Origin of the sequence: Planktothrix sp. PCC 11201 (assembly GCF_900009135.1) — a bacterium.
Lineage (GTDB): Bacteria > Cyanobacteriota > Cyanobacteriia > Cyanobacteriales > Microcoleaceae > Planktothrix.
The window spans coordinates 505,445-524,147 of record NZ_LT797701.1 but is presented as its reverse complement, the minus strand read 5'-3'; the positions used below and the strand labels follow the sequence as shown (position 1 = coordinate 524,147).

Annotated in this window: 21 protein-coding genes; 10 read left to right on the top strand and 11 right to left on the bottom strand. The window is 41.0% G+C overall.

The genetic code is table 11. The annotated features are described in order from the left end of the window. Window positions 1–248: 248 nt before the first annotated feature. Window positions 249–1,166, bottom strand: a complete 918-nt coding sequence (gene miaA / locus PL11201_RS12545) for a tRNA (adenosine(37)-N6)-dimethylallyltransferase MiaA (RefSeq protein ID WP_234996677.1) — start codon at window positions 1,164–1,166, stop codon at window positions 249–251. 183 nt (window positions 1,167–1,349) lie between these two features. Between miaA and PL11201_RS12540 the strand changes: the two genes are divergently transcribed. From PL11201_RS12540 to PL11201_RS12530, 3 genes are all read left to right on the top strand, one after another. Beyond that, a complete protein-coding gene (locus tag PL11201_RS12540; RefSeq protein ID WP_079679097.1) occupies window positions 1,350–5,660 on the top strand; it encodes an ATP-binding protein in 4,311 nt (1,436 codons plus the stop codon). Between the two features lie 201 nt (window positions 5,661–5,861). After that, on the top strand, window positions 5,862–6,197 hold the full coding sequence (locus PL11201_RS12535; RefSeq protein WP_079679096.1) for a DUF5674 family protein: 336 nt from the start codon (window positions 5,862–5,864) through the stop codon (window positions 6,195–6,197). Further along, window positions 6,194–6,547 carry a hypothetical protein gene (locus PL11201_RS12530; protein ID WP_079679094.1) on the top strand — a complete coding sequence of 118 codons (354 nt, stop codon included), beginning with the start codon at window positions 6,194–6,196 and terminating at the stop codon, window positions 6,545–6,547. The genes PL11201_RS12535 and PL11201_RS12530 overlap by 4 nt, the downstream gene beginning before the upstream one ends. Before the next feature lie 69 nt (window positions 6,548–6,616). Here PL11201_RS12530 and PL11201_RS12525 read toward each other — a convergent pair whose 3' ends face one another. From PL11201_RS12525 to PL11201_RS12505, 5 genes are all read right to left on the bottom strand, one after another. After that, entirely contained in the window at window positions 6,617–6,982 is a 366-nt protein-coding gene (locus PL11201_RS12525; RefSeq protein ID WP_369821838.1) for a pepsin/retropepsin-like aspartic protease family protein, read from the bottom strand. Window positions 6,983–7,037: 55 nt separating this feature from the next. Next, window positions 7,038–7,298, bottom strand: coding sequence for a hypothetical protein (locus PL11201_RS12520; RefSeq protein WP_079679091.1), 261 nt, complete (start codon window positions 7,296–7,298; stop codon window positions 7,038–7,040). Between the two features lie 224 nt (window positions 7,299–7,522). Beyond that, window positions 7,523–7,855, bottom strand: a complete 333-nt coding sequence (locus tag PL11201_RS12515; RefSeq protein ID WP_079679089.1) for a DUF5615 family PIN-like protein — start codon at window positions 7,853–7,855, stop codon at window positions 7,523–7,525. After that, window positions 7,852–8,076 (bottom strand): DUF433 domain-containing protein, encoded by a 225-nt coding sequence (locus PL11201_RS12510; protein ID WP_079679087.1) that lies wholly within the window; start codon window positions 8,074–8,076, stop codon window positions 7,852–7,854. Before PL11201_RS12510 ends, PL11201_RS12515 begins: the two co-directional genes overlap by 4 nt. A gap of 309 nt (window positions 8,077–8,385) precedes the next feature. Next, on the bottom strand, window positions 8,386–8,733 hold the full coding sequence (locus PL11201_RS12505) for a hypothetical protein (RefSeq protein WP_079679085.1): 348 nt from the start codon (window positions 8,731–8,733) through the stop codon (window positions 8,386–8,388). Between the two features lie 217 nt (window positions 8,734–8,950). On the opposite strand from PL11201_RS12505, the gene PL11201_RS12500 reads away from it, so the two are divergent. From PL11201_RS12500 to PL11201_RS12490, 3 genes are all read left to right on the top strand, one after another. After that, window positions 8,951–10,315 (top strand): NB-ARC domain-containing protein, encoded by a 1,365-nt coding sequence (locus tag PL11201_RS12500; RefSeq protein WP_079679583.1) that lies wholly within the window; start codon window positions 8,951–8,953, stop codon window positions 10,313–10,315. 461 nt (window positions 10,316–10,776) lie between these two features. Next, entirely contained in the window at window positions 10,777–11,433 is a 657-nt protein-coding gene (locus PL11201_RS12495; RefSeq protein WP_079679083.1) for a sigma-70 family RNA polymerase sigma factor, read from the top strand. 112 nt (window positions 11,434–11,545) lie between these two features. Beyond that, window positions 11,546–12,097, top strand: a complete 552-nt coding sequence (locus PL11201_RS12490; RefSeq protein WP_079679082.1) for an anti-sigma factor family protein — start codon at window positions 11,546–11,548, stop codon at window positions 12,095–12,097. Between the two features lie 55 nt (window positions 12,098–12,152). On the opposite strand, the gene PL11201_RS12485 is transcribed toward PL11201_RS12490, so the two are convergent. Beyond that, window positions 12,153–12,560 carry a gamma-glutamylcyclotransferase family protein gene (locus PL11201_RS12485; RefSeq protein ID WP_200816760.1) on the bottom strand — a complete coding sequence of 136 codons (408 nt, stop codon included), beginning with the start codon at window positions 12,558–12,560 and terminating at the stop codon, window positions 12,153–12,155. A gap of 138 nt (window positions 12,561–12,698) precedes the next feature. Here PL11201_RS12485 and PL11201_RS12480 point away from each other — a divergent pair, with 138 nt between their 5' ends. After that, on the top strand, window positions 12,699–13,295 hold the full coding sequence (locus PL11201_RS12480; RefSeq protein ID WP_079679581.1) for a VOC family protein: 597 nt from the start codon (window positions 12,699–12,701) through the stop codon (window positions 13,293–13,295). Window positions 13,296–13,384: 89 nt separating this feature from the next. Here the strand turns inward: PL11201_RS12480 and PL11201_RS12475 are convergent, their stop codons facing one another. Together PL11201_RS12475 and PL11201_RS12470 are read right to left on the bottom strand one after the other, a co-directional pair. Next, the gene (locus tag PL11201_RS12475; protein ID WP_079679080.1) at window positions 13,385–14,293 is read right to left on the bottom strand and encodes a diguanylate cyclase domain-containing protein; all 909 of its coding nucleotides are present in this window, start codon (window positions 14,291–14,293) and stop codon (window positions 13,385–13,387) included. A 317-nt stretch (window positions 14,294–14,610) separates the two neighbouring features. Further along, window positions 14,611–15,159, bottom strand: coding sequence for a DUF2854 domain-containing protein (locus PL11201_RS12470; RefSeq protein WP_079679079.1), 549 nt, complete (start codon window positions 15,157–15,159; stop codon window positions 14,611–14,613). Between the two features lie 74 nt (window positions 15,160–15,233). Between PL11201_RS12470 and PL11201_RS12465 the strand changes: the two genes are divergently transcribed. Continuing rightward, complete coding sequence (locus PL11201_RS12465) at window positions 15,234–15,500, top strand: hypothetical protein (protein WP_079679077.1); 267 nt, start codon at window positions 15,234–15,236, stop codon at window positions 15,498–15,500. Between the two features lie 12 nt (window positions 15,501–15,512). On the opposite strand, the gene PL11201_RS12460 is transcribed toward PL11201_RS12465, so the two are convergent. Continuing rightward, window positions 15,513–16,604 carry a saccharopine dehydrogenase family protein gene (locus PL11201_RS12460; protein WP_079679076.1) on the bottom strand — a complete coding sequence of 364 codons (1,092 nt, stop codon included), beginning with the start codon at window positions 16,602–16,604 and terminating at the stop codon, window positions 15,513–15,515. Between the two features lie 27 nt (window positions 16,605–16,631). Next, entirely contained in the window at window positions 16,632–17,420 is a 789-nt protein-coding gene (locus PL11201_RS12455; RefSeq protein ID WP_079679074.1) for a hypothetical protein, read from the bottom strand. A gap of 190 nt (window positions 17,421–17,610) precedes the next feature. Between PL11201_RS12455 and PL11201_RS12450 the strand changes: the two genes are divergently transcribed. Further along, entirely contained in the window at window positions 17,611–18,042 is a 432-nt protein-coding gene (locus PL11201_RS12450) for a cobalamin biosynthesis protein (protein ID WP_234996676.1), read from the top strand. Window positions 18,043–18,225: 183 nt separating this feature from the next. After that, on the top strand, window positions 18,226–18,690 hold the full coding sequence (locus tag PL11201_RS12445; RefSeq protein ID WP_079679580.1) for a hypothetical protein: 465 nt from the start codon (window positions 18,226–18,228) through the stop codon (window positions 18,688–18,690). Window positions 18,691–18,703 lie beyond the last annotated feature (13 nt).

The window sequence follows — 18,703 nt, the reverse complement described above, 5'->3', positions numbered from 1 at the left end:
TTTTAAATTTTCTAGGGCTTCTTCCTGTGTTGAAGCTTCAACCTGCTAGTTAGGAAGTTCTATAAAAGATGCGCGTATTTGCGTTGCATTTGAACGATCAAGCAAAATATGAAATTTCACAGGAAGCGACGGAGATAATTTCAGAGAGGAAAGATTAAGATTCATAGCATTTTTATTGAATATTTTTTAGTTCAATCATAGCATTTTTCTGTCACCTTGGGAAAATAAAGCAAATTTTCAAGATTATTTCACCCATCCTCAAGAATAGCTTGCCAAACCTGATCTAATAAATTAGAACTATCAGCATCAAACCATTGAATTTCAGAAACAGCCCGAAACCAAGTTCTTTGGCGTTTGGCAAATTGTCGGGTATGTAATACGATTAATTCCTGGGCTGTTTCTAAAGAAATATCTCCCGCTAAATATTGTTTAATTTCCTGATATCCTAAAGTTTCTAATAACGATAAATCAGTGCCATATTTCTGACATAACTGTTCAACTTCCTGCACAAATCCCCTTTCCATCATGTTTTCTGTCCGCTTTTTAATCCGATGAATTAATGCTTCTGGTTCACAATTTAAACCAATTTGTAAAATCGGATAATCGGGAGGATTTTCTCCTTGCTGTTCAGAAATCGGACGACCGGTGATATAATAAACCTCTAAGGCTCGTAGAGTTCTAAACTGATCATTGGCATGAATTTTCTGTGCCGCGATCGCATCGATTTGTTTCAACATCTGATAACATTGTACTTGCCCTAAACCTTCAAGTTGCGATCGCAATTCTGGATTAGGAGCAACCCGAGGAATTTTCATTCCCCGCACAATGGATTTAATATATAATCCCGTCCCCCCAACTAATAATATAGGAGCAGAATTAGAAGTATGATTAATCAATTCTCGCGCTTGATCCTGATAATCTGCTACGGTTAAAGTCTCCGTTGGTTCACAAATATCAATCAAATAATGGGGAACCCCCCGACGTTCTTCCAGGGTAGGTTTAGCCGTCCCAATATCAAACCCTCGATAGACCAAACGGGAGTCCGCACTCAAAACCACCGACCCCAAACGCTCCGCTAACTGAATCGCCAAACCCGATTTCCCCGTAGCCGTCGCACCACAGATGACGATTAACTGGGGTGACTGTGGTATTGTACAAATAGTCAACTTTCCTTCTCCTTGTGCCCATCACCAATAACCGGATATATCAACCCTGTCCAAATTTGATTTGAGAATGCCCTACGATCCTCTCTAACCTATTTGTGCTACAATTTTTGAAAGTTTTATCATTTTACTGTAAGAACGTCATAAGGGACGTTTTTACTCAACCAATACTGGAGTCGTGATCAAATGACCAGCAATTACAGCGCCGACCAAATTCAAGTCCTTGAAGGTTTGGAAGCCGTTCGCAAACGCCCCGGAATGTACATTGGTTCCACAGGGCCAAGAGGACTCCACCATTTAGTATACGAGGTTGTAGATAACGCGATCGATGAGGCGCTGGCTGGCTATTGCACCCACATCGAAATCGATTTCAACGCCAATGGTTCCGTCACCGTCACCGATGATGGTCGCGGTATCCCCGTCGATACCCATTCTAAAACCGGAAAGTCCGCTTTAGAAACGGTTTTAACCGTTCTCCACGCCGGGGGTAAATTTGGGGGTGGCGGTTATAAAGTTTCGGGGGGTTTACATGGGGTCGGGGTTTCTGTTGTTAACGCTTTATCAGAATGGTTAGAAGTTACGGTTTTTCGGGATAAAAAAGAATATTCCCAACGCTTTGAACGGGGGACTCCCGCCACGGAACTCACCTCAAAACCGATTAAAGAAGCCCGCACCGGAACTTCCGTTTCCTTTTTACCCGATACTTCAATTTTTACCACCGGAATTGAGTTTGATTGTGATACGATTGCCTCCCGTTTACGCGAACTCGCCTATTTGAATGCGGGAGTTAAAATTACTCTGACAGATAGTCGTTTAGAACTCTTAAATCGCGAAAATCCCCGGATAGAAACCTACCGTTATGAAGGCGGAATTCGGGAGTATATCGCCTACATGAACAACGATAAACAACCCCTCCATGAAGATATTATTTATACTTGTGGAGAACGGAGTAATGTTCAAATAGAAGTGGCTTTGCAGTGGTGTACCGATGCCTATAGTGATACGGTTTTAGGTTTTGCGAATAATATTAGAACCATCGATGGGGGAACCCATTTAGAAGGGTTAAAAACCGTTTTGACTCGAACTTTAAATGCGATCGCCCGTAAACGGAATAAACTCAAAGAAGGCGAGGCAAATTTAGGCGGGGAAAATATTAGAGAAGGTCTAACCGCCGTTATTTCTGCGAAAGTTCCCGACCCTGAATTTGAAGGACAAACCAAAACCCGATTAGGAAATCCAGAAGTTCGGGGAATTGTTGACTCCTTGGTGGGGGAAGCCTTAACCGAATATTTAGAATTTAATCCCGGGGTTGCCGATGCGATCATTGAGAAAGCCATTCAAGCCTTTAAAGCCGCAGAAGCCGCTCGACGAGCACGGGATTTAGTCCGTCGGAAATCGGTCTTAGAATCCTCTCCATTGCCAGGTAAATTAGCCGATTGTAGTACCCGAGATCCCCATGAATCGGAGATTTTCTTAGTCGAAGGGGACAGCGCCGGCGGTTGTTTGTTTAGTTTTACTTATATATCTCTTGCTGATGGATCAGAAAAAACTATCAAAGAAATTGTTGATGAGCAGGCTGAGGGGAAAGAGCATTTTTGCTACACCATTAATCAAAGTGGCAATATCGCCATTGAACACATCACCAATGCACGACTCACGAAGAAAAATGCCCAAGTCGTGAAATTAACTTTAGATAATGGAGAAACCCTGATTTGTACTCCCGATCACCCGTTTATGTTGCGTGATCGTACTTATAAAGCAGCCGCAGAATTAACCCCAGAAGATTCCTTAATGCCGTTTCATTACTTAGAAAATAATGGGGAATTAAAGGGAAATCAAAAGGTTTGGAATCCAGGTTCTGATCAATGGATTGATACCCATGTATTAGCTAATACCTATCAATTAAAACAACGGGAAGATCAAGAGCGTTTAGAATCTCAGTATCAAGCATCAAATCAAAGCGATTATGCTCGAACCCTAGCCTCACTTTATCAAATATATAACCCTTCAAACTCTCTTAAACCGCAAAAAGATCCGACCTTTAAAACCTTTTGCGATTGCTATTTTCAAGGAGATGAAGTCGCCACCAGAACTGCTATTCGGAACTACAATCATCGGGTCGTTTCTATCGAATGGTTAGAAGAACGACATGATGTTTATGATATTGAAGTTCCCCATAGTCATAACTTCGCATTATCGGCGGGTATATTTGTGCATAATAGCGCCAAACAAGGACGCGATCGCCGTACCCAAGCCATTCTTCCTTTACGCGGAAAAATCCTGAATATCGAGAAAACCGATGACGCCAAAATCTACAAAAATAATGAAATTCAATCCTTAATTACGGCATTAGGATTAGGAATTAAGGGAGAAGAATTCGATGCCGCCGGGTTGCGCTATCATAAAGTCATAATTATGAGCGTTGCGGGTGATGAACCCACGCTAGTAATGGAAGATACCGGAAAAACCGAATTTGTAGAAATTGGCAAGTTTATTGATGAGTGTATCGAAGGGAAACGCACCCCGGAACGCTATCAAGTGATTGCTTTTGATCCCGTAACCCATGCCACCCGTTTTCGTCCGATTAAAGCCGTAATTCGTCACGGGCATGAAGAACCCATGTATCAACTGACGACTCGCTATAATCGTCAAATTAAGGTCACATCTTCCCATAGTGTTTTTGTGTATGAAAATGGGGAAGTTAAACTCAAAAAAGGCAATGAAATTAAACCCGGAGATTGGTTAGTTGCCAGTCGTCGTTTACCCCGTTCAACTGAACCCCAAACCCGGATTGATTTACTCCGAACCTTCTATGAAGCGGGTGTGACTCAATCCTTATATTTACAAGGAGAAGATGTTCGTAAAATTGCCAGTCGGCGAATTTTAGCCAAAGTTGACAAACCGGAATTATTCAGTGAAACCCGGGTTGAATTAGATGCCGAAGGATGGCAAGAATTAATTGCCCAACGTCAAGCATTAGGCATGACTCAAAAACAATTAGCCACTGCTATTGGAGTCAAACAACCGATTACGATTAGTCACTGGGAACGGGGAATTAATCGACCCATTTTGTCTAATTTCTTAGATTATTTAGAGACAATTGGAGGTAACGAAAATATTGTTTACCAAACCCTTCCCTCTAAAATTGATCAACTCCTGACTCAAGATGACAGCAGTAAAAACGCCCGTTGGCGAGAAGTTAGTAATTATAAACCCATTGAATATTTCACACCCAGCGAGTTAATTCAGTTGGGGGATAACCTAAAAATTGTTCCTCAAGCCCACCAGAATAAAGCCTTTGATCGCTATTTACCCATTACTTCAGAATTGATGTGGTTTTTGGGTTGGTATGTGGCGGAAGGAAGCCTATCAAAACATCAAGTCAGCCTGAATTTAGGCACAAAAGATGAGCGATTTATTCCTGAGTTAATTGCAGCCATTCAAGAGGTATTTGGGGAAACACCACGCAGCTATAATGATCCCGAAAGTCAGGGGATTAAACTCTACTTTAATAGTGTAGTCGCTGCCCGACTGTTACAGGCTTGGGGATTAGGAAAAAAATCCCATGAAAAACAAATTCCCGATCTGGTTTTCTCGGTGACTGAACCTTTACAACTTGCCTTTTTAGAGGGGTATTTCTTAGGGGATGGAACAACCAGTGAGGCGAATATTTCTTGGACAACTAACTCCAATTCAATTAAGAATGGATTACTCTATTTATTCGGACAATTGGGATTAATTGCTAGTACCAGTGAACATCAACCTCAATTGAATCACACAGCCCCAATTCAAACCCGTTATCCCTACTATACCCTGACCCTTTGTGGCAAACAACAACTCGAAAGTTGTCGTTTAATTTGGCAACGTCATTTAGGGGCAGAAAAACTTAACACCTATCTACAACTTCCCACTCAAAAACCGATGGATTATTTACCCATTAGTGAAGATTTAATGGGATTAAAAGTTGTCAAGGCAGAGGAAATTGAATTAGTCGGAGAGTATGTTTATGACTTCTCCGTTGATGGGGATGAAAACTTTGTTTGTGGAACCGGAGGACTCTGCTGTCATAATACCGACGCGGACGTTGATGGAGCCCATATTCGGACTTTATTGCTCACTTTTTTCTATCGTTATCAACGGGAATTAGTGGATCAAGGCTATATTTATATTGCCTGTCCTCCCCTGTACAAAGTGGAACGGGGACGGAACCATCAATACTGTTACAATGAACAAGAATTGCAGGAGCATTTGAGAAGTCTACCCGCCAATGCTAACTACAATATTCAACGGTTTAAAGGGTTAGGGGAAATGATGCCCGAACAACTTTGGACAACTACTATGAACCCAGAAACTCGGATGATTAAACGGGTGGAAGTGGAAGATGCTGCCGAAGCTGATCGGATTTTCACTATATTAATGGGCGATCGGGTGGCCCCCCGTCGGGAGTTCATCGAAACCCACGCTCCCCGCTTAAATTTGACGGATTTAGATATCTAAGGGGTTTGGGATTACTTGAGGTATGCCCTAAAAACCCGATTTCGTGAAAGTTATCGGGTTTTTAATGTCTCTCCAATTGAAAACCACTATATTTTAGGCGATTAGTCATCGTCCAATAACGCATTTGCGATCGCGCTTTCTTTGCTAAATCGCTCTAAAGCTTTAGCTTATCTGGGGAAATAATTATCTGGAAGTTCAATAATGATTTATCTGATTGAAGAGCGTGGGACTAAAGAGCAAATAGAAGAAATGCTAGAAACTCTTGGCAGTTATATTAAACTGGCAGTGGATATTGAACGGCAAATTCTGACAGGTGGTGGAGAACTTCACGCCGATTGCGAAGCTGTTCTGTTGGAATACGGGAGCAAGCAGGTCGATATCTGGGGAGCAGACTGGTATCCGCTTACACAAGAGATAGGTTATGAATCTTTAATCAATATCCGTCCGCGTCAGAACAATCGCTCAATGGAAATTCAAGACCCGGTTATCAGAGAAAGGGTTGCTCAAATCGTTCAACGGTCATTAGGAGGATTATGAGAAATTGGAATGTTTTAAAGTCACGTTATTTGCAAGACGAACTACCCATTCGTTTAGGAAATTTGGCATCAAATTTAGCACGGATTAAATCTCGCTGTCAAAATTCAGCTAATGGCGAACTGGTTGAAAGTCTGCTGCAAGAAAGTAAGCTATTTATTGAGTGGACGGCTAAAGATGCAGAGGTAGAAATAGCTGCTGAGTTAGTTGAGCTACAAGTTCAGTTAGCTTGCTGGCAGTATTCTTGGGTAAGGATTTGGGATGATGCAGAACAACGAATGAGAATGGCGGAAGTAGCAAAGATTTGGTCTGAAAAAGTGCTGAATATGTCTGGTTTGTTGGCTGTGAATTAGATAAGGGCGATCGCTCTTTCATTTTAGGTGATCGCTCATCAGAAACAAGAAAGCGCGATCGCATATTGCTTAAACAATTCCTTTTTCCCTTGGGTAAAGCTCAAAAGCTAATTCGTGACGAAAAAAACAGACATTAAACTCCGAGAAAAAGTTGAGGTGTCCAAGGATTACAGGTGCATCTGTCGAACGAGTCCAAGCGAATGCCAGCAAGAGCGACGAAAACTGAGCAACTGTACCCGAAAGCACCAATCCCCGCGCCTCACTATGAGCTAAATTCCCACTCAATTGAATAGGAACGGTTTGCTGTTCCCATGTTGCCTCTAGTTGTAGACCAATCTGATAAGGCAAAACGTTGACACTTGCACCCGTATCCAACAATGCCATCACTTCTACGGAGTTGCTGCCGTTGGAGAGAGTGATTGGCAAATATGGCATGATACTTGATCGCCCAAGGGTATCAATTCGCTCTATAAATGGAAATCGCTGACTATTAAGCATGGGCTGATTGTTGAGCGGTAGCAAGAAGTTCTGATAATGCTTGAATTGATTCGGGATCTGCCTGTGGAGACCATACAACTGCACTCGTTGATGCTAGTTGATTCAAAAGTATATTTTCTGAATTAGTATCTTCAGCCGGTTCTAGGCTGCATCCTTGTTCCTTGGCAACTGCAAGTAGGAGAAAGTGAATAAGTCGCAGTTTATCTTGATGAGATAATTGACTAAGAGTGGGTAAAAGTTCGCTGAGAGGCATATCGCTTGTTTAAGAGTATATATATTTATTTTAACCTTTAAAATTGTGTTTTAACGGCGATCGCGCTTTCTTTTGGAGGGGCGATCGCGTGGGGGTGAGAAACCCGGTTTCTTAAGAAAATCGCGTTTTACTAAAGTCACATTAAATGCCGATGAATGTTGGGTTGACGGAGGAAATCTAAATGCGGGAGAGTATTGATGCCTTACCCTGGGTTCGCCTACGCACTAAATCAATACCAATATGCTTTCTACTTCGCTATTCCCAAATAGAATTATAGTGTCAAAATTATCTCTCAATATCTGAACAATCTTGGATGTTGGACTGTTACCAATACGAAGGTAAATAAATTTGGGTGGATGACCATAGAGCAAACTACGTTGATGAAAATCAGAATCCTTAGAAACAATTACGAAATCATTTGTATTAGCATATTCCCAAATAATTGAATCATCAGTATTGGTAAGTGCTAAAATTTTGACATGAGCAGAATCGGGATACAAGTCGATAATCCTGTGAATAATCCGGTCTGATAGGTTTTCATCCAGTAGTAGTTTCACAACGATACCACAAATAATTTTTTCTCTCGCTCAGCTGCAAAGGTAAGGCAAGCTTTGATGTCTTCTGAAGTTAGTTCCGAAAAATCTTCTAAAATTTCTGCCTCTGTCATACCACCTGCGAGATACTCTAGGATATCGTACACAGTGATTCGCATTCCCCGAATACACGGCTTGCCACTGCGTTTTCCAGGTTCAATCGTGATGATGTTATGGTATTCCATAATGTTTTTGAGAGTATTGCTTAAATCAACAATAGGTCTTATTTGCCTCAATCTCAACTGTTTTGACGAGGTTGTTAGCTAGTGAAGGAGGAAATCTAAGCTATGGGAGAGGTGCGATCGCGCTTTCTTTTGGTGGTGCGATCGCGTGGGGGTGAGAAACTGGGTTTCTGAATAAAATCTCGGCACAGACGGTTTAGTGATCTCAGAAACCCGGTTTTTTAAGAAAGACAATGCTTTACGAAAGTCACACTCTACCGCCTAAAGTCCTTTAAAAAGACTCTGAGCCAATTAACATCTTTTTCCACAAGCTTAGTGTGCGTGTACAACTTCCCTGAATCCTTTAAGAATTATTTGGGTTACTCCCGTACCTTCCGCAACTGTAGCAGTAGTCGTCAAAGATGGGCAAAAAGCTGCTAAAGTCGCAGCCGGAGCAAAAATTGGTGTAGCCAATGTAAGGGAGTAGCAAACCAAAATTCCTCCTATCATTACTCCAGCTCCATTCTTTATTCCTTCTATGAAGGAATCAGAATTTACAGGAACCTCGATTGGAGAAACCGATACTATATTTGAATCACCTGAGTAAGCATAGGCAGGCTTGGCGGTTCCTGCTATAGTAATAGCAAATGCAAGAAAAACAGCCATCAAAGCTCGTAACATTTTGACCTTCCTTTTAAATATCTACAAGTTACTTTTTATACTTCTTCTATAGTATTTAAAATTTACAGCATTGCCCACCCCAAAAATGTTCAATTTTGTTCCCATCGCAGTCCCCCACCTACCCGATTTTATCTACATTTTGTACAAAAAGGTGGGAAAATGTACTAAACTGTTCCTAAATGTGAACTATAATACAAAAAAACCTGTCCTGACCCCAATGAACTTAAAAGAAGCCTTAAAACTTGCTGATAAGATAGTCTTCGAGAAAACGGGTCAGCACCTTGACGACTTACAAGAAGCAATACTGCAAGGAACTATACAACGCGAGACATACAAAGAAATAGCTAAGGATTTTGACTGTTCAGAAAGTAGTGCCAGGAAAGTGGGATCGGCATTATGGGAAATACTTTCAGAAGAATTAGGGGAAGAAGTAAGTAAATCGAATGTTAGATCGGTAATGGGAAGGTTTATATTTGAAAATGTTTCTAATTTTGAAAACGTTGCAATTAGTAGTTTTAACACTTGTGAACAACCTAGACACCCCCCAAATACACCAAACTCACCCCCACCAAATCAAGAAACATCCAACACAAAACAACCTGAAACTCCACATCAAGATTTAAGCGAGATGCCTGATTTGGGTGCTTTTTACGATCGCACTCCTGAACTAGAAACCCTGACCACCTGGATTTTACAAGCACAATGTCGCCTGATTGCTATTACGGGTATTAGCGGTATTGGGAAAACATCCCTAGCAGTACAACTCGTACAACAAATAAAAAATCAATTTGATTACATAATTTGGCGCACTATAAACGTATCCCACACCCTAGACGAATTTCAACAGGAACTAATTCAGCTTTTCTCCCAGTCAGAAAAACTAGACTCCCCTACAACTAAACCGAAACCCTTATCCCTAATTAAGTATTTACAAAAGCATCGCTGTTTAATCATATTAGATGATGTTCACAATCTTTTCAGTAGTGGCGAATTGGCAGGAAAGTATAAACCAGAATATGAAGAATATCGCTTATTTTTTAAACAGATAGAAAAATTATCCCATCAAAGTTGCTTTGTTTTAATCGGTTGGGAACAACCCAGAGAAATCTCTCAAATTGAAAGCCAAAATAATCCTATTCGTACCTTACAAATCACAGGTTTAGATATTGTAGCCGCACAGGAAATACTCAGGGATTACGGGTTAGCAGAAATCGACTACTCAATACTTATTCACCGTTACCAAGGCAACCCTTTATGGTTAAAAAGTGTTGCAACTCTGATTCAAGAATTAGGAGTCAATGTTACTGATTTATTACAAAATGATACCATCTTATTACCCGAAGATGTTAAAGATATTTTACGGCAACAGTGCGATCGCCTGTCCGATAGAGAAAAACAAATATTGTCCATACTGGCTAGGGAAACTCAACCCCTAAAACTGGCAAAATTAATAGACAAACAACCCAATTTAGACTTAGAATTAGTTAATGTCTTACAATCTTTACAACGGCGTTGTTTAGTAGAAAAAATCGAGAATAGTTTCTGGTTATCACCTCTAATTAAGCAGTATTTACTCCTATAAAAAAGATGAAAATTAGAAAAATACCCAGGTTTAAATATCCCCTAGGATTAATCAGACAAGATTCATCTTGGGGCGAATTTTAAAATAACTAGGACTTACGCAGAATAACTAATTATACACCATCAGTAGGGGCGAACGGCCGTTCGCCCCTACTGGATATGGTTGTTTTGCGTAAGTCCTGATAACTTCTGTTTCCCAGAGATAAATTTTATTAACCCGCCAATTTTCCCGAAATTCAATCCGAGCAAACGTATCCTTTAATACAATGATGACCCGAATTTGATGAGAAATTTTTCATGACAAAGGGCAAAACTTCCACTAATATAAGGGAAAAACACCCGTTAGGTGAAAAAGCTCATCTCTAGCCCTGGTATCCTAACTAACAAGTTTGAACCCAGGAACACTATCAATCCGGGTCGCGTCAACCCTTAACGGAATCTTTCATCAACCAAGTTCCACCCATGAGCCAATCTATCCCCATCTCCTGGTCTAATGCTGAAGTCTCTATCCCCCTAGAGCAACTTCCCCTTGAACAACTCCCCAATACCGATTTAGTTCTGCGGTGTCAAGAGGGAGTCTGTCCAGATAAAGCAGCCTTTACAGAACTGCTTCGTCGGTATCAGTCCCATGTTGATAAGATTCTCTACCACCTCGCCCCAGACTGGCAGGATCGGGCCGACCTCGCCCAAGAAATCTGGATTCGGGTCTATCGTAATATTAAACGCCTACAGGAACCCGTCAAATTTCGGGGCTGGTTAAGTCGAATTGCCACTAATTTATTTTACGATGAACTCCGCAAGCGCAAACGGGTCAAACCCCCCCTGTCTTTAGATGCCCCTCGCAATATAGAAGATGGGGAAATGGATTGGGAAATCGCCGCCGATGGCCCAGGCCCGGATGAGGATATGGCAACCCGTGAATTTTATAGTCATCTTCATGAAGCGATCGCCGATTTACCCGAAGCCTTCCGCACCACAATTGTTCTGCGGGAAATTGAAGGATTAGCTTATGAAGAAATTGCCGAAATTACCGGGGTTTCCCTGGGAACCGTAAAGTCAAGAATCGCCAGAGCGCGTCAACGCTTACAAACCGATCTGCAAGTGTATCTCAATCCCTAAACTCTGGGTAGACGAGCGGGTGAAATTCCCCTTAATAGGGATATAATAGTTCTATAGGTTAAACCCCAATTTCTCATGTCTGATTTGATATTTGGTCAACGGGGGTGTTCCGATGAAGCATAATTTTGAGCCAGAACCACAAACTCACTTAACCATCGGGGGACATCTATCTGAGGAATACTCGGATCTTGACCCTAAAATCCAATTACTCAGTGCCTACCTGGACAATGAAGCGACGGTGACAGAACGCCGTCAGGTTCAGCTTTGGCTGGATACTGATCCTAAGATTAAAGCAACTTATCTACAACTCCTGCACCTGCGTTCGGGCTTACAAAACGCTCCTGTTCCTGCTTCTGGTACTTCGGTGCAGCAACTGACCACCCTGGTTTTCCAAAGGTTAAATCAGAGAACCCGTAGGATGGTGACTTGGGGAGGAACTGCGATCGCGGCTTTATTAGTCATGACCTTTTCTAGTGCTATCCCAGGCAATTCTGGGCGTTTTCCGATGTTTGCCCAGTCTGAAACAATGAACAATTCGGAACCCTTAGAAATTGCCTTAAATGAACCCTTGATCCCGATTATTACTCCGAATGCGGTTAGTATTAGCGTGGATCAACCGATTATTCCGATTCCGAAAGCTGCGGTTTCAAGACCGATAAATTAAAATAAGATAACCCCAGGGAAACTGAAATACAATATCCTTGGGGTTTATTTTAAGCTCAATATTGATTTTTCCAACAGCCATCAGGAATTAAAACCCCGGAATAAAACTCAACGGTTTTAATATCCATCAAATAAACCCAAACTAAGCCTAAAGGTTGATGCTTAAGATCAAAAACCGGAATCTGTTGTCGCTGATATTCGTTTTCTTCAGCCGGGCGATGGGGTTGGTAATCTTCTAATTGATCTAAATCCCAAAAAATATTAGGGTTTGCAAAGGATAAAATCACCCCCTGTACGATACCATCCCCAGCTACCATCCCCGGATAACCTAAAGATAGAGCATAGAGTTTTCCCAAGGCAAGGGCCCGACGCTGGGCTATGACTTGCCCCTGACAATAGCGTTGATAGTTATATCCCCCTGGCTTGAGCGTACCATAGACAAACACATCAATCTGATTATTCATAGTTCGATAGCAATGTCTAGTCTAAAAAGACATGATTGTACAGGAGTTGTCAAAACTTTTTGTTAACATAATCACTAGCAGATCGTCTCAGTCTTTGGGATGGCAGCGATTATTGGTTCCCTAGTCCTGAATCTATTCATGCTGATAGCCGTTAATTTTATGAATTTTCCATTTCATTTTTTACCGTTAAGTGCGTTTTTCCCTGAATTTCCGATTTTTGACGGGATTTTTTCCACTCAGGGGGTGATGGTGATGCTACTGGCAGCCTATGCCGTGGCTATGTGGATGTTTCTCACCAGCGCACCGAAGGTTCACACGATTATGGTTTCTGATTTGAATGTAGCCCGGGATTTTTATGAAGGTTTATTAGGACTGTCCGTGGCAGATGTGCCTTTACATTATTACTATAACTATGAACAAACATTAGGGGCTGGAATTGATCCCCTTTATCTTTCTGCTCCTGCGGGGAATGCTGTAACGTCTAAAATGCAAGGCACGGAGGGATTATGGTATCAACTGATGAAAAACACTCAGTTACATATTATTAGCGGGGCTAGTTATGGTTCAAAAGATCAAGAACGTCATGTTTGTTTTGATAAAGACTGTTTAGAACAAATTTTAATGCGGGTACAATTGCGTGGGGTAAAACATAAAATTCGCAGCGAAAGACCGTTAAATTTTTTAGTTAAAGATTTAGATGACCGTGTTATTGAAATGACGGAAGTTAAGAGTTAACAGGGGGGAGCAGGGGAGCAGGGGGAGCAGGGGAGCAGGGGAGGTAAAGTCTTTCTATTACCCATAACCTATTACCTATTGCCTATTCCCTATTGCCTATTCCCTATTCCCTCAAAAAAAACACAACGTTCTCCTGTAATTTTAGCTTGTTGTAGGGCTTGATTTATTCGGTCAATGCAGGCGCGATAGTGTTCATTGGGTTGAGCTTTTGTATATCCAATATAGATAGAACACTGAGTAGAACAGTTATTTTCAAGGGATTCTTCTTGATTAACCAAACGATCTAAAATTCGGTTGAGTGCTATTTTTGTTCCGGGCAATTCCGAGAAAATAGCTAATAGAAATTCATCCTTTTTCCAATGGGCGACCCAATCACTTTCTCGCAAAATTTGTTTTAATTCCTGCATTAGATGAATAATTTGGGAGGATGGAGTTGCTAAAAAATCTGAGTTTTCAGTTAACGTGCTGTCTTCGACACTAATTAGAGCAACGCATAGGGGTAAATGATGACGGTTGGCTATACTTAAACATTGGCGAAGATGAATTTCTGCGGTTTCTCGTTCCAGAACAATTTGCAGGGATTCTTCTCGATGGGATAGAATAATATTTTCGAGATCTAAAATCTTTTGTTCATTACTTTGAATGGCAAATTTAATCGCTTTGTAGAGTTGATTAATTTCCTGATAATGGCTCGGAGTAAATTCTGGAATTTCTCCTTGATTAAAATACACATTCAAGGATTTTGTTACTAACAATATAGACTGTTTAACCGAGTCAATATGTCGGTATAATAAAAAAACACCTGCGATTGTACCGATAAAAATAATAGTAAAAATATCCCCACTTAAAAAGGAATGAGCATAAAAAATTAGATAAAGTATATAAAAGATTAGGGGAAGGTTAACAGCCAAAATTCCGATGGAAAGGAGTCTGGTTTTATAAAAGTTTCTTTTTCCCCAAATATTGAACTTTTTGATGTGTCTAAAACCTTTGTTCATTTTAGTATAAATTGAAATATTTGCAATTAGATAGGAGGAGGTGAACTATAGCACTACCAACTAAGGTGTTTGACAATACTAAACCTTGTAACCTGCTCTGTTGCCCATTCCCGTTCGACAGGGTTCTCCTGAGCGGAGTCGAAGCCTGTCATGAGTTTGTAGAATGGGGGTTCATGACGCGGCCTGTTCCGGTATTCCCTGTTCCCTAGCGCGCAGTGCTACACCATAAAACCCAGTCATCGAGGGACAGCGTACCTTGAAAACTAGGGTTATGGGGTTTTGCATTACTTCAGCATACTATCTACTAAAGAACCAAACTAAGTTTGATCTGAAATTAAAGCAACATCAATCTGTTCTTCTCGGGGTTGGGTAATTTGAACCTGTAAATTAGGGCCAAAAAACTTAGCTATTTTATCTTGTTTTTTTTGCCAATTTTCCAAAGACATAAAGGGAGAATCAAACTCTAAAATCAAAGAATAGGAATCATTAATCAGGGTTTCTCGAATACCCTGGAGGAGGGGACGTTCTTCACGATTGGGGCTAAGTCCCAGACGTTCTAGGACATCGGATAAATGGGCTTCTTGGCCATAGCGATACCGGGTGACATCCTTGCGGACTTGATTTTGGGTGTCTGTAGCCTGTTGTTCTCGGCGGGCCAAGACCTCAGAGGATGTCGCTTGAGTAAATGGGATGGGTTTGAGTTCTGCCGCTTTTAGGGCTAACCCTCCTAATAATACGGGAATTCCATAGAAAAATCCAGCTAAGTTTAAGGTGGCATTATCCGCAAAATAGGCAGCAAAACCCACTACAGTTAAGATTCCACCCACCACTAAACCTAGGGCGCCCAAAGAAGTTTGACGTAACATATTAATCAAAAGTATTCTGCTAGAACTCACTCTGTTGATTCTAAACTGCTACGCCATTTTATTAAACGTTCAATATGACCACCAACGATGAAGATCAATCGATTTCTAGTATAAAACGCAAGCTCCTAGAACAGATTAATACTCTCAAGTGCGAAGATGAACGAATGTACAACATCCTAGCCATTGATGTTTGGGCTTTAGCGAAAACGATGGATGAGTTTCAACCCGGGTTTTGGGGGGCGTTTATGAAAAACCGTGAAAAAGCCTTAAAACGTTTCCTAGCTGAGTCGGCTAAAAATAAAACCGACACGGATACTAAACGCCCTCCGTTTTTGCGTTAGTCTGTTTAATTTCTAATTAAAATGGGTTTGAATATTAACGCCCCGTTGATTCAAGCCAGCTTCAAATAAGGGAGTCGAAAGTACCTGTTCTACTGGCCAAACTCCGGGCTTTTGTAGTTCACCCTTTAAGCAAAGTTTCGCAATTGTTCCGGTGCCAATTCCGGCAATTTTAGCGGTATTTTCATGAACAATGGTAGAACAAAAATCAACGGTTTTTCCCTGTTTAATTCCGGTCACACAGGAACGCACTGCTACTCCGATACCACTCCAAATATCGGTTACATTGGTCATCCGATAACTGACCTGGGATAAGAACTCAATCACGGCGGGATTTTTTAGCCAACTTTCTGGCCACCAATGGGCGACACTCCAAGTTAAATAATTATAAAAATCGGGAATAGTGCCAAATTTGGTAATCACAGTTTTAACGGGAAAAGAGTCTACTAAGGTGAAACATTCTGGCATATCAAACCAATAAACCCCGGTTTTTCCGTAGGGAGGAGGAAATTCAATGGTTTCTCGTTCGCTATAGGGTTTAATCGTTTGCCATTGTCCGTTTATCCACACTGGAAACGGAGATTGTAACCCGAGAAAGGTGGTTCTCATGACGGTGATTCCCGCCCCTCCAGACCCGCCAACTACATAACTTAAGTGGATTTTTTCCACCTGATCAAATTGTTCTGCACCTTGACGCACCATGCTATTAGAAATACCGGGGAAAATACCCGTATTAATAATAGCGGTAACTCCGGCTTTTTTAGCGGCTTCAGAATGGTCTAAAATCCGGCGGGTAAAGTCTCGATTATCACTGACATCAATATAGTTAACCTGATGTTGAATACAGGTTTTTAAAACTCCTAAATCTCGAGATTGAAATGGCCCGGCACAGTGGATGACTAAATCGGAATTAGCGATCGCAGTTTCTAATTTAGCTTGATCATTGAGATCTAATTCTAACTGCTGAAATCGGGGATTAATTCCTATATTTTCCGTCAGATTCCGTCCGGTAATGGTAATCTCGGCGGCGGTATGTTGGGCTAGATCTTCGGCAACACTATTGCCAATTCTTCCTCGGCCTCCTAGGATTAAAACTCGTTGACTCATGGGATGATCTCCTGTGCTTAATCAATTTTATTCTAAATACTGAAAAATGGCATTTGCCGTTAATAAATTAGTTGCAAATAAAACCTGTTGTAAGTCACATAATCGAGATAAGGCTTCAACGGATGCGGGGTTAGATTCGACTTTTACCGGATCTCGGAGGTACATAATGGCTTTAACTTGATCTAACAGAATTTGATGACCAATAGCTGTTTCACCCAAAATCAAACTCTGGGGTTCAATGACTTGACTAATGGTTAAATTTGTGTTTTTTTCTAAGATTATTTTTAATTTTTCGGAGGTGAAGATGGAAAATTTATTGATAATATGAAGATGATCTTTGATTAAATTAATCAAGTCTGAAAATAAATGATCATCGGCTAATAATACTAGGATTTCTGTATTGTCTTTTTTGTCATTTTTGCGTAAATTATTAACAAGATTATGGGTAACAAAATCAACTAATTTAACTGCTAAATAAGGGTGTTTGAGTTTGAGCTTTTCAATATCATCAAAGGTCATAATCGCGATCGCCCCATCACTCGCCGCAATAAAATCCGATCGAAAGCCATGAATAAATGCCATTTCCCCTAAGATATCCCCTTTAGTCCGACTGGAATTTTCTATTTTGTCATCACTGATGCTGACTTCCCCAGATAAAATAATCCCAAAGGAGGAATCCTGACCTGTTTGGGGCATAATCACCTGTAAATCAAAGAACTTATGAATCGAAAAATATTCGCTAATGGTTTCGATTTCTTCTGTATAAAATTCTTTAAGAATATCGAGTTTTAATAATAGTTCTGTTCTCTGATCCATTATAGATGCTCCGCCTTTTTACCTAAAATAAAAATTGACAACTGGCTCAAAATTTTGGGTCTGTTTAAGGATGCCCCCATACCCGATAATTGTATAAATAGGAGTTTTTTCCATTAATGATCATCAAAGAAACAATTTCTCTATCTTAATCGATTACTGTTACCTAATGAGTTTTTCCCCATGGCAGAAGATGGTAAGATTTGATACTCCTAAAACTCCGTGGTTTCCCAAGCTATTGTGGGTCGGTGTCGGTTGTGGACGGTTAACCCCTAGAAGTCTAATTGAAACCGCCATTCAGCAGGTTTTACAACAGTATAATTTAGAGGAAAATGCGATCGCCGGCATTGCCACTTTAGATAGCAAAGGGAATGAACCCGGGTTAGTAGAATTGTGCGAAGCCAAAAATTGGCCCTTACGCACCTTCTCGTCGGAGTTATTGCGGTCTGTGCAGGTTCCTAACCCTTCTGCTCGGGTGGGAACAGCAGTCGGAACACCGAGTGTAGCTGAAGCCGCCGCCTTACAAGCTGCTGGAGTCAAAACCTTACTGGTTTCTAAGCAAATTTATCGAGGGTCAACAGTGGCTATTGCTCAAGCCCAACCGAAAACCCCAGGGGTATTTTGATAAAGTTTGGTTAAATATTTTAGCAAAATGTGAAGCTTAACGAGTTTCACAATATCCCTATTGTTAAAGTCAGGTAAGGGTTTAGACCCTTTCAGGGTTTAATTCGGTTTGGGTGGGGAAGATCGGAACTTGGTACAATGCAACCAGCGAATGATTCTTGGAATTCTGAACCTTTTAATTTTTATGACAACTGCAACAGCTTATCCTAACGCCCCTGATCTCTCGACTGATGATTATGTCGTCATTGGTTTAGCGACCTGTTTTGTGAAAGAAGATGGGGAAGTTCATCAAGTAAAAGTGGTTGAACCCATTCCCTCAGCGGCTTTAGAAGCAATTCTTAAAGGAGTTCCGACTTCCTATGAAGTGGCTTTAGCGGTGACATTAGGTTCTATTTTGATGAACGCAGAGGCTAAAATTCCCGCAGAATTAACAACAGATGCCCATTTTTGTGAGAATTTTAGCGATCGCGCGATCGCCGCTACTCGCACTTACAAGAATCGACCCCAAGCTAAACTTCATATTCCTTTAGGAACCAGTTTTAAAGAATTTAATTACTCCTTAGAACGAAAACGGGTTTTAAATTCCGAGCGCATGATTCGGACGGAAGATAATGTCAAACAACACGCTTATACCCACCAAGTTCTGTAATTCTATTTAAGGG

Bases quoted from the DNA above. Each gene is read 5' to 3' on its own strand.
- PL11201_RS12540 (WP_079679097.1), top strand. From the start codon at position 1,350: ATGACCAGCAATTACAGCGCCGACCAAATTCAAGTCCTTGAAGGTTTG.
- PL11201_RS12535 (WP_079679096.1), top strand. From the start codon at position 5,862: ATGATTTATCTGATTGAAGAGCGTGGGACTAAAGAGCAAATAGAAGAA.
- PL11201_RS12530 (WP_079679094.1), top strand. From the start codon at position 6,194: ATGAGAAATTGGAATGTTTTAAAGTCACGTTATTTGCAAGACGAACTA.
- PL11201_RS12525 (WP_369821838.1), bottom strand. From the start codon at position 6,982: ATGCCATATTTGCCAATCACTCTCTCCAACGGCAGCAACTCCGTAGAA.
- PL11201_RS12520 (WP_079679091.1), bottom strand. From the start codon at position 7,298: ATGCCTCTCAGCGAACTTTTACCCACTCTTAGTCAATTATCTCATCAA.
- PL11201_RS12510 (WP_079679087.1), bottom strand. From the start codon at position 8,076: ATGGAATACCATAACATCATCACGATTGAACCTGGAAAACGCAGTGGC.
- PL11201_RS12505 (WP_079679085.1), bottom strand. From the start codon at position 8,733: ATGTTACGAGCTTTGATGGCTGTTTTTCTTGCATTTGCTATTACTATA.
- PL11201_RS12500 (WP_079679583.1), top strand. From the start codon at position 8,951: ATGAACTTAAAAGAAGCCTTAAAACTTGCTGATAAGATAGTCTTCGAG.
- PL11201_RS12495 (WP_079679083.1), top strand. From the start codon at position 10,777: ATGAGCCAATCTATCCCCATCTCCTGGTCTAATGCTGAAGTCTCTATC.
- PL11201_RS12490 (WP_079679082.1), top strand. From the start codon at position 11,546: ATGAAGCATAATTTTGAGCCAGAACCACAAACTCACTTAACCATCGGG.
- PL11201_RS12485 (WP_200816760.1), bottom strand. From the start codon at position 12,560: ATGAATAATCAGATTGATGTGTTTGTCTATGGTACGCTCAAGCCAGGG.
- PL11201_RS12480 (WP_079679581.1), top strand. From the start codon at position 12,699: ATGCTGATAGCCGTTAATTTTATGAATTTTCCATTTCATTTTTTACCG.
- PL11201_RS12475 (WP_079679080.1), bottom strand. From the start codon at position 14,293: ATGAACAAAGGTTTTAGACACATCAAAAAGTTCAATATTTGGGGAAAA.
- PL11201_RS12470 (WP_079679079.1), bottom strand. From the start codon at position 15,159: ATGTTACGTCAAACTTCTTTGGGCGCCCTAGGTTTAGTGGTGGGTGGA.
- PL11201_RS12465 (WP_079679077.1), top strand. From the start codon at position 15,234: ATGACCACCAACGATGAAGATCAATCGATTTCTAGTATAAAACGCAAG.
- PL11201_RS12460 (WP_079679076.1), bottom strand. From the start codon at position 16,604: ATGAGTCAACGAGTTTTAATCCTAGGAGGCCGAGGAAGAATTGGCAAT.
- PL11201_RS12455 (WP_079679074.1), bottom strand. From the start codon at position 17,420: ATGGATCAGAGAACAGAACTATTATTAAAACTCGATATTCTTAAAGAA.
- PL11201_RS12450 (WP_234996676.1), top strand. From the start codon at position 17,611: ATGGTAAGATTTGATACTCCTAAAACTCCGTGGTTTCCCAAGCTATTG.
- PL11201_RS12445 (WP_079679580.1), top strand. From the start codon at position 18,226: ATGACAACTGCAACAGCTTATCCTAACGCCCCTGATCTCTCGACTGAT.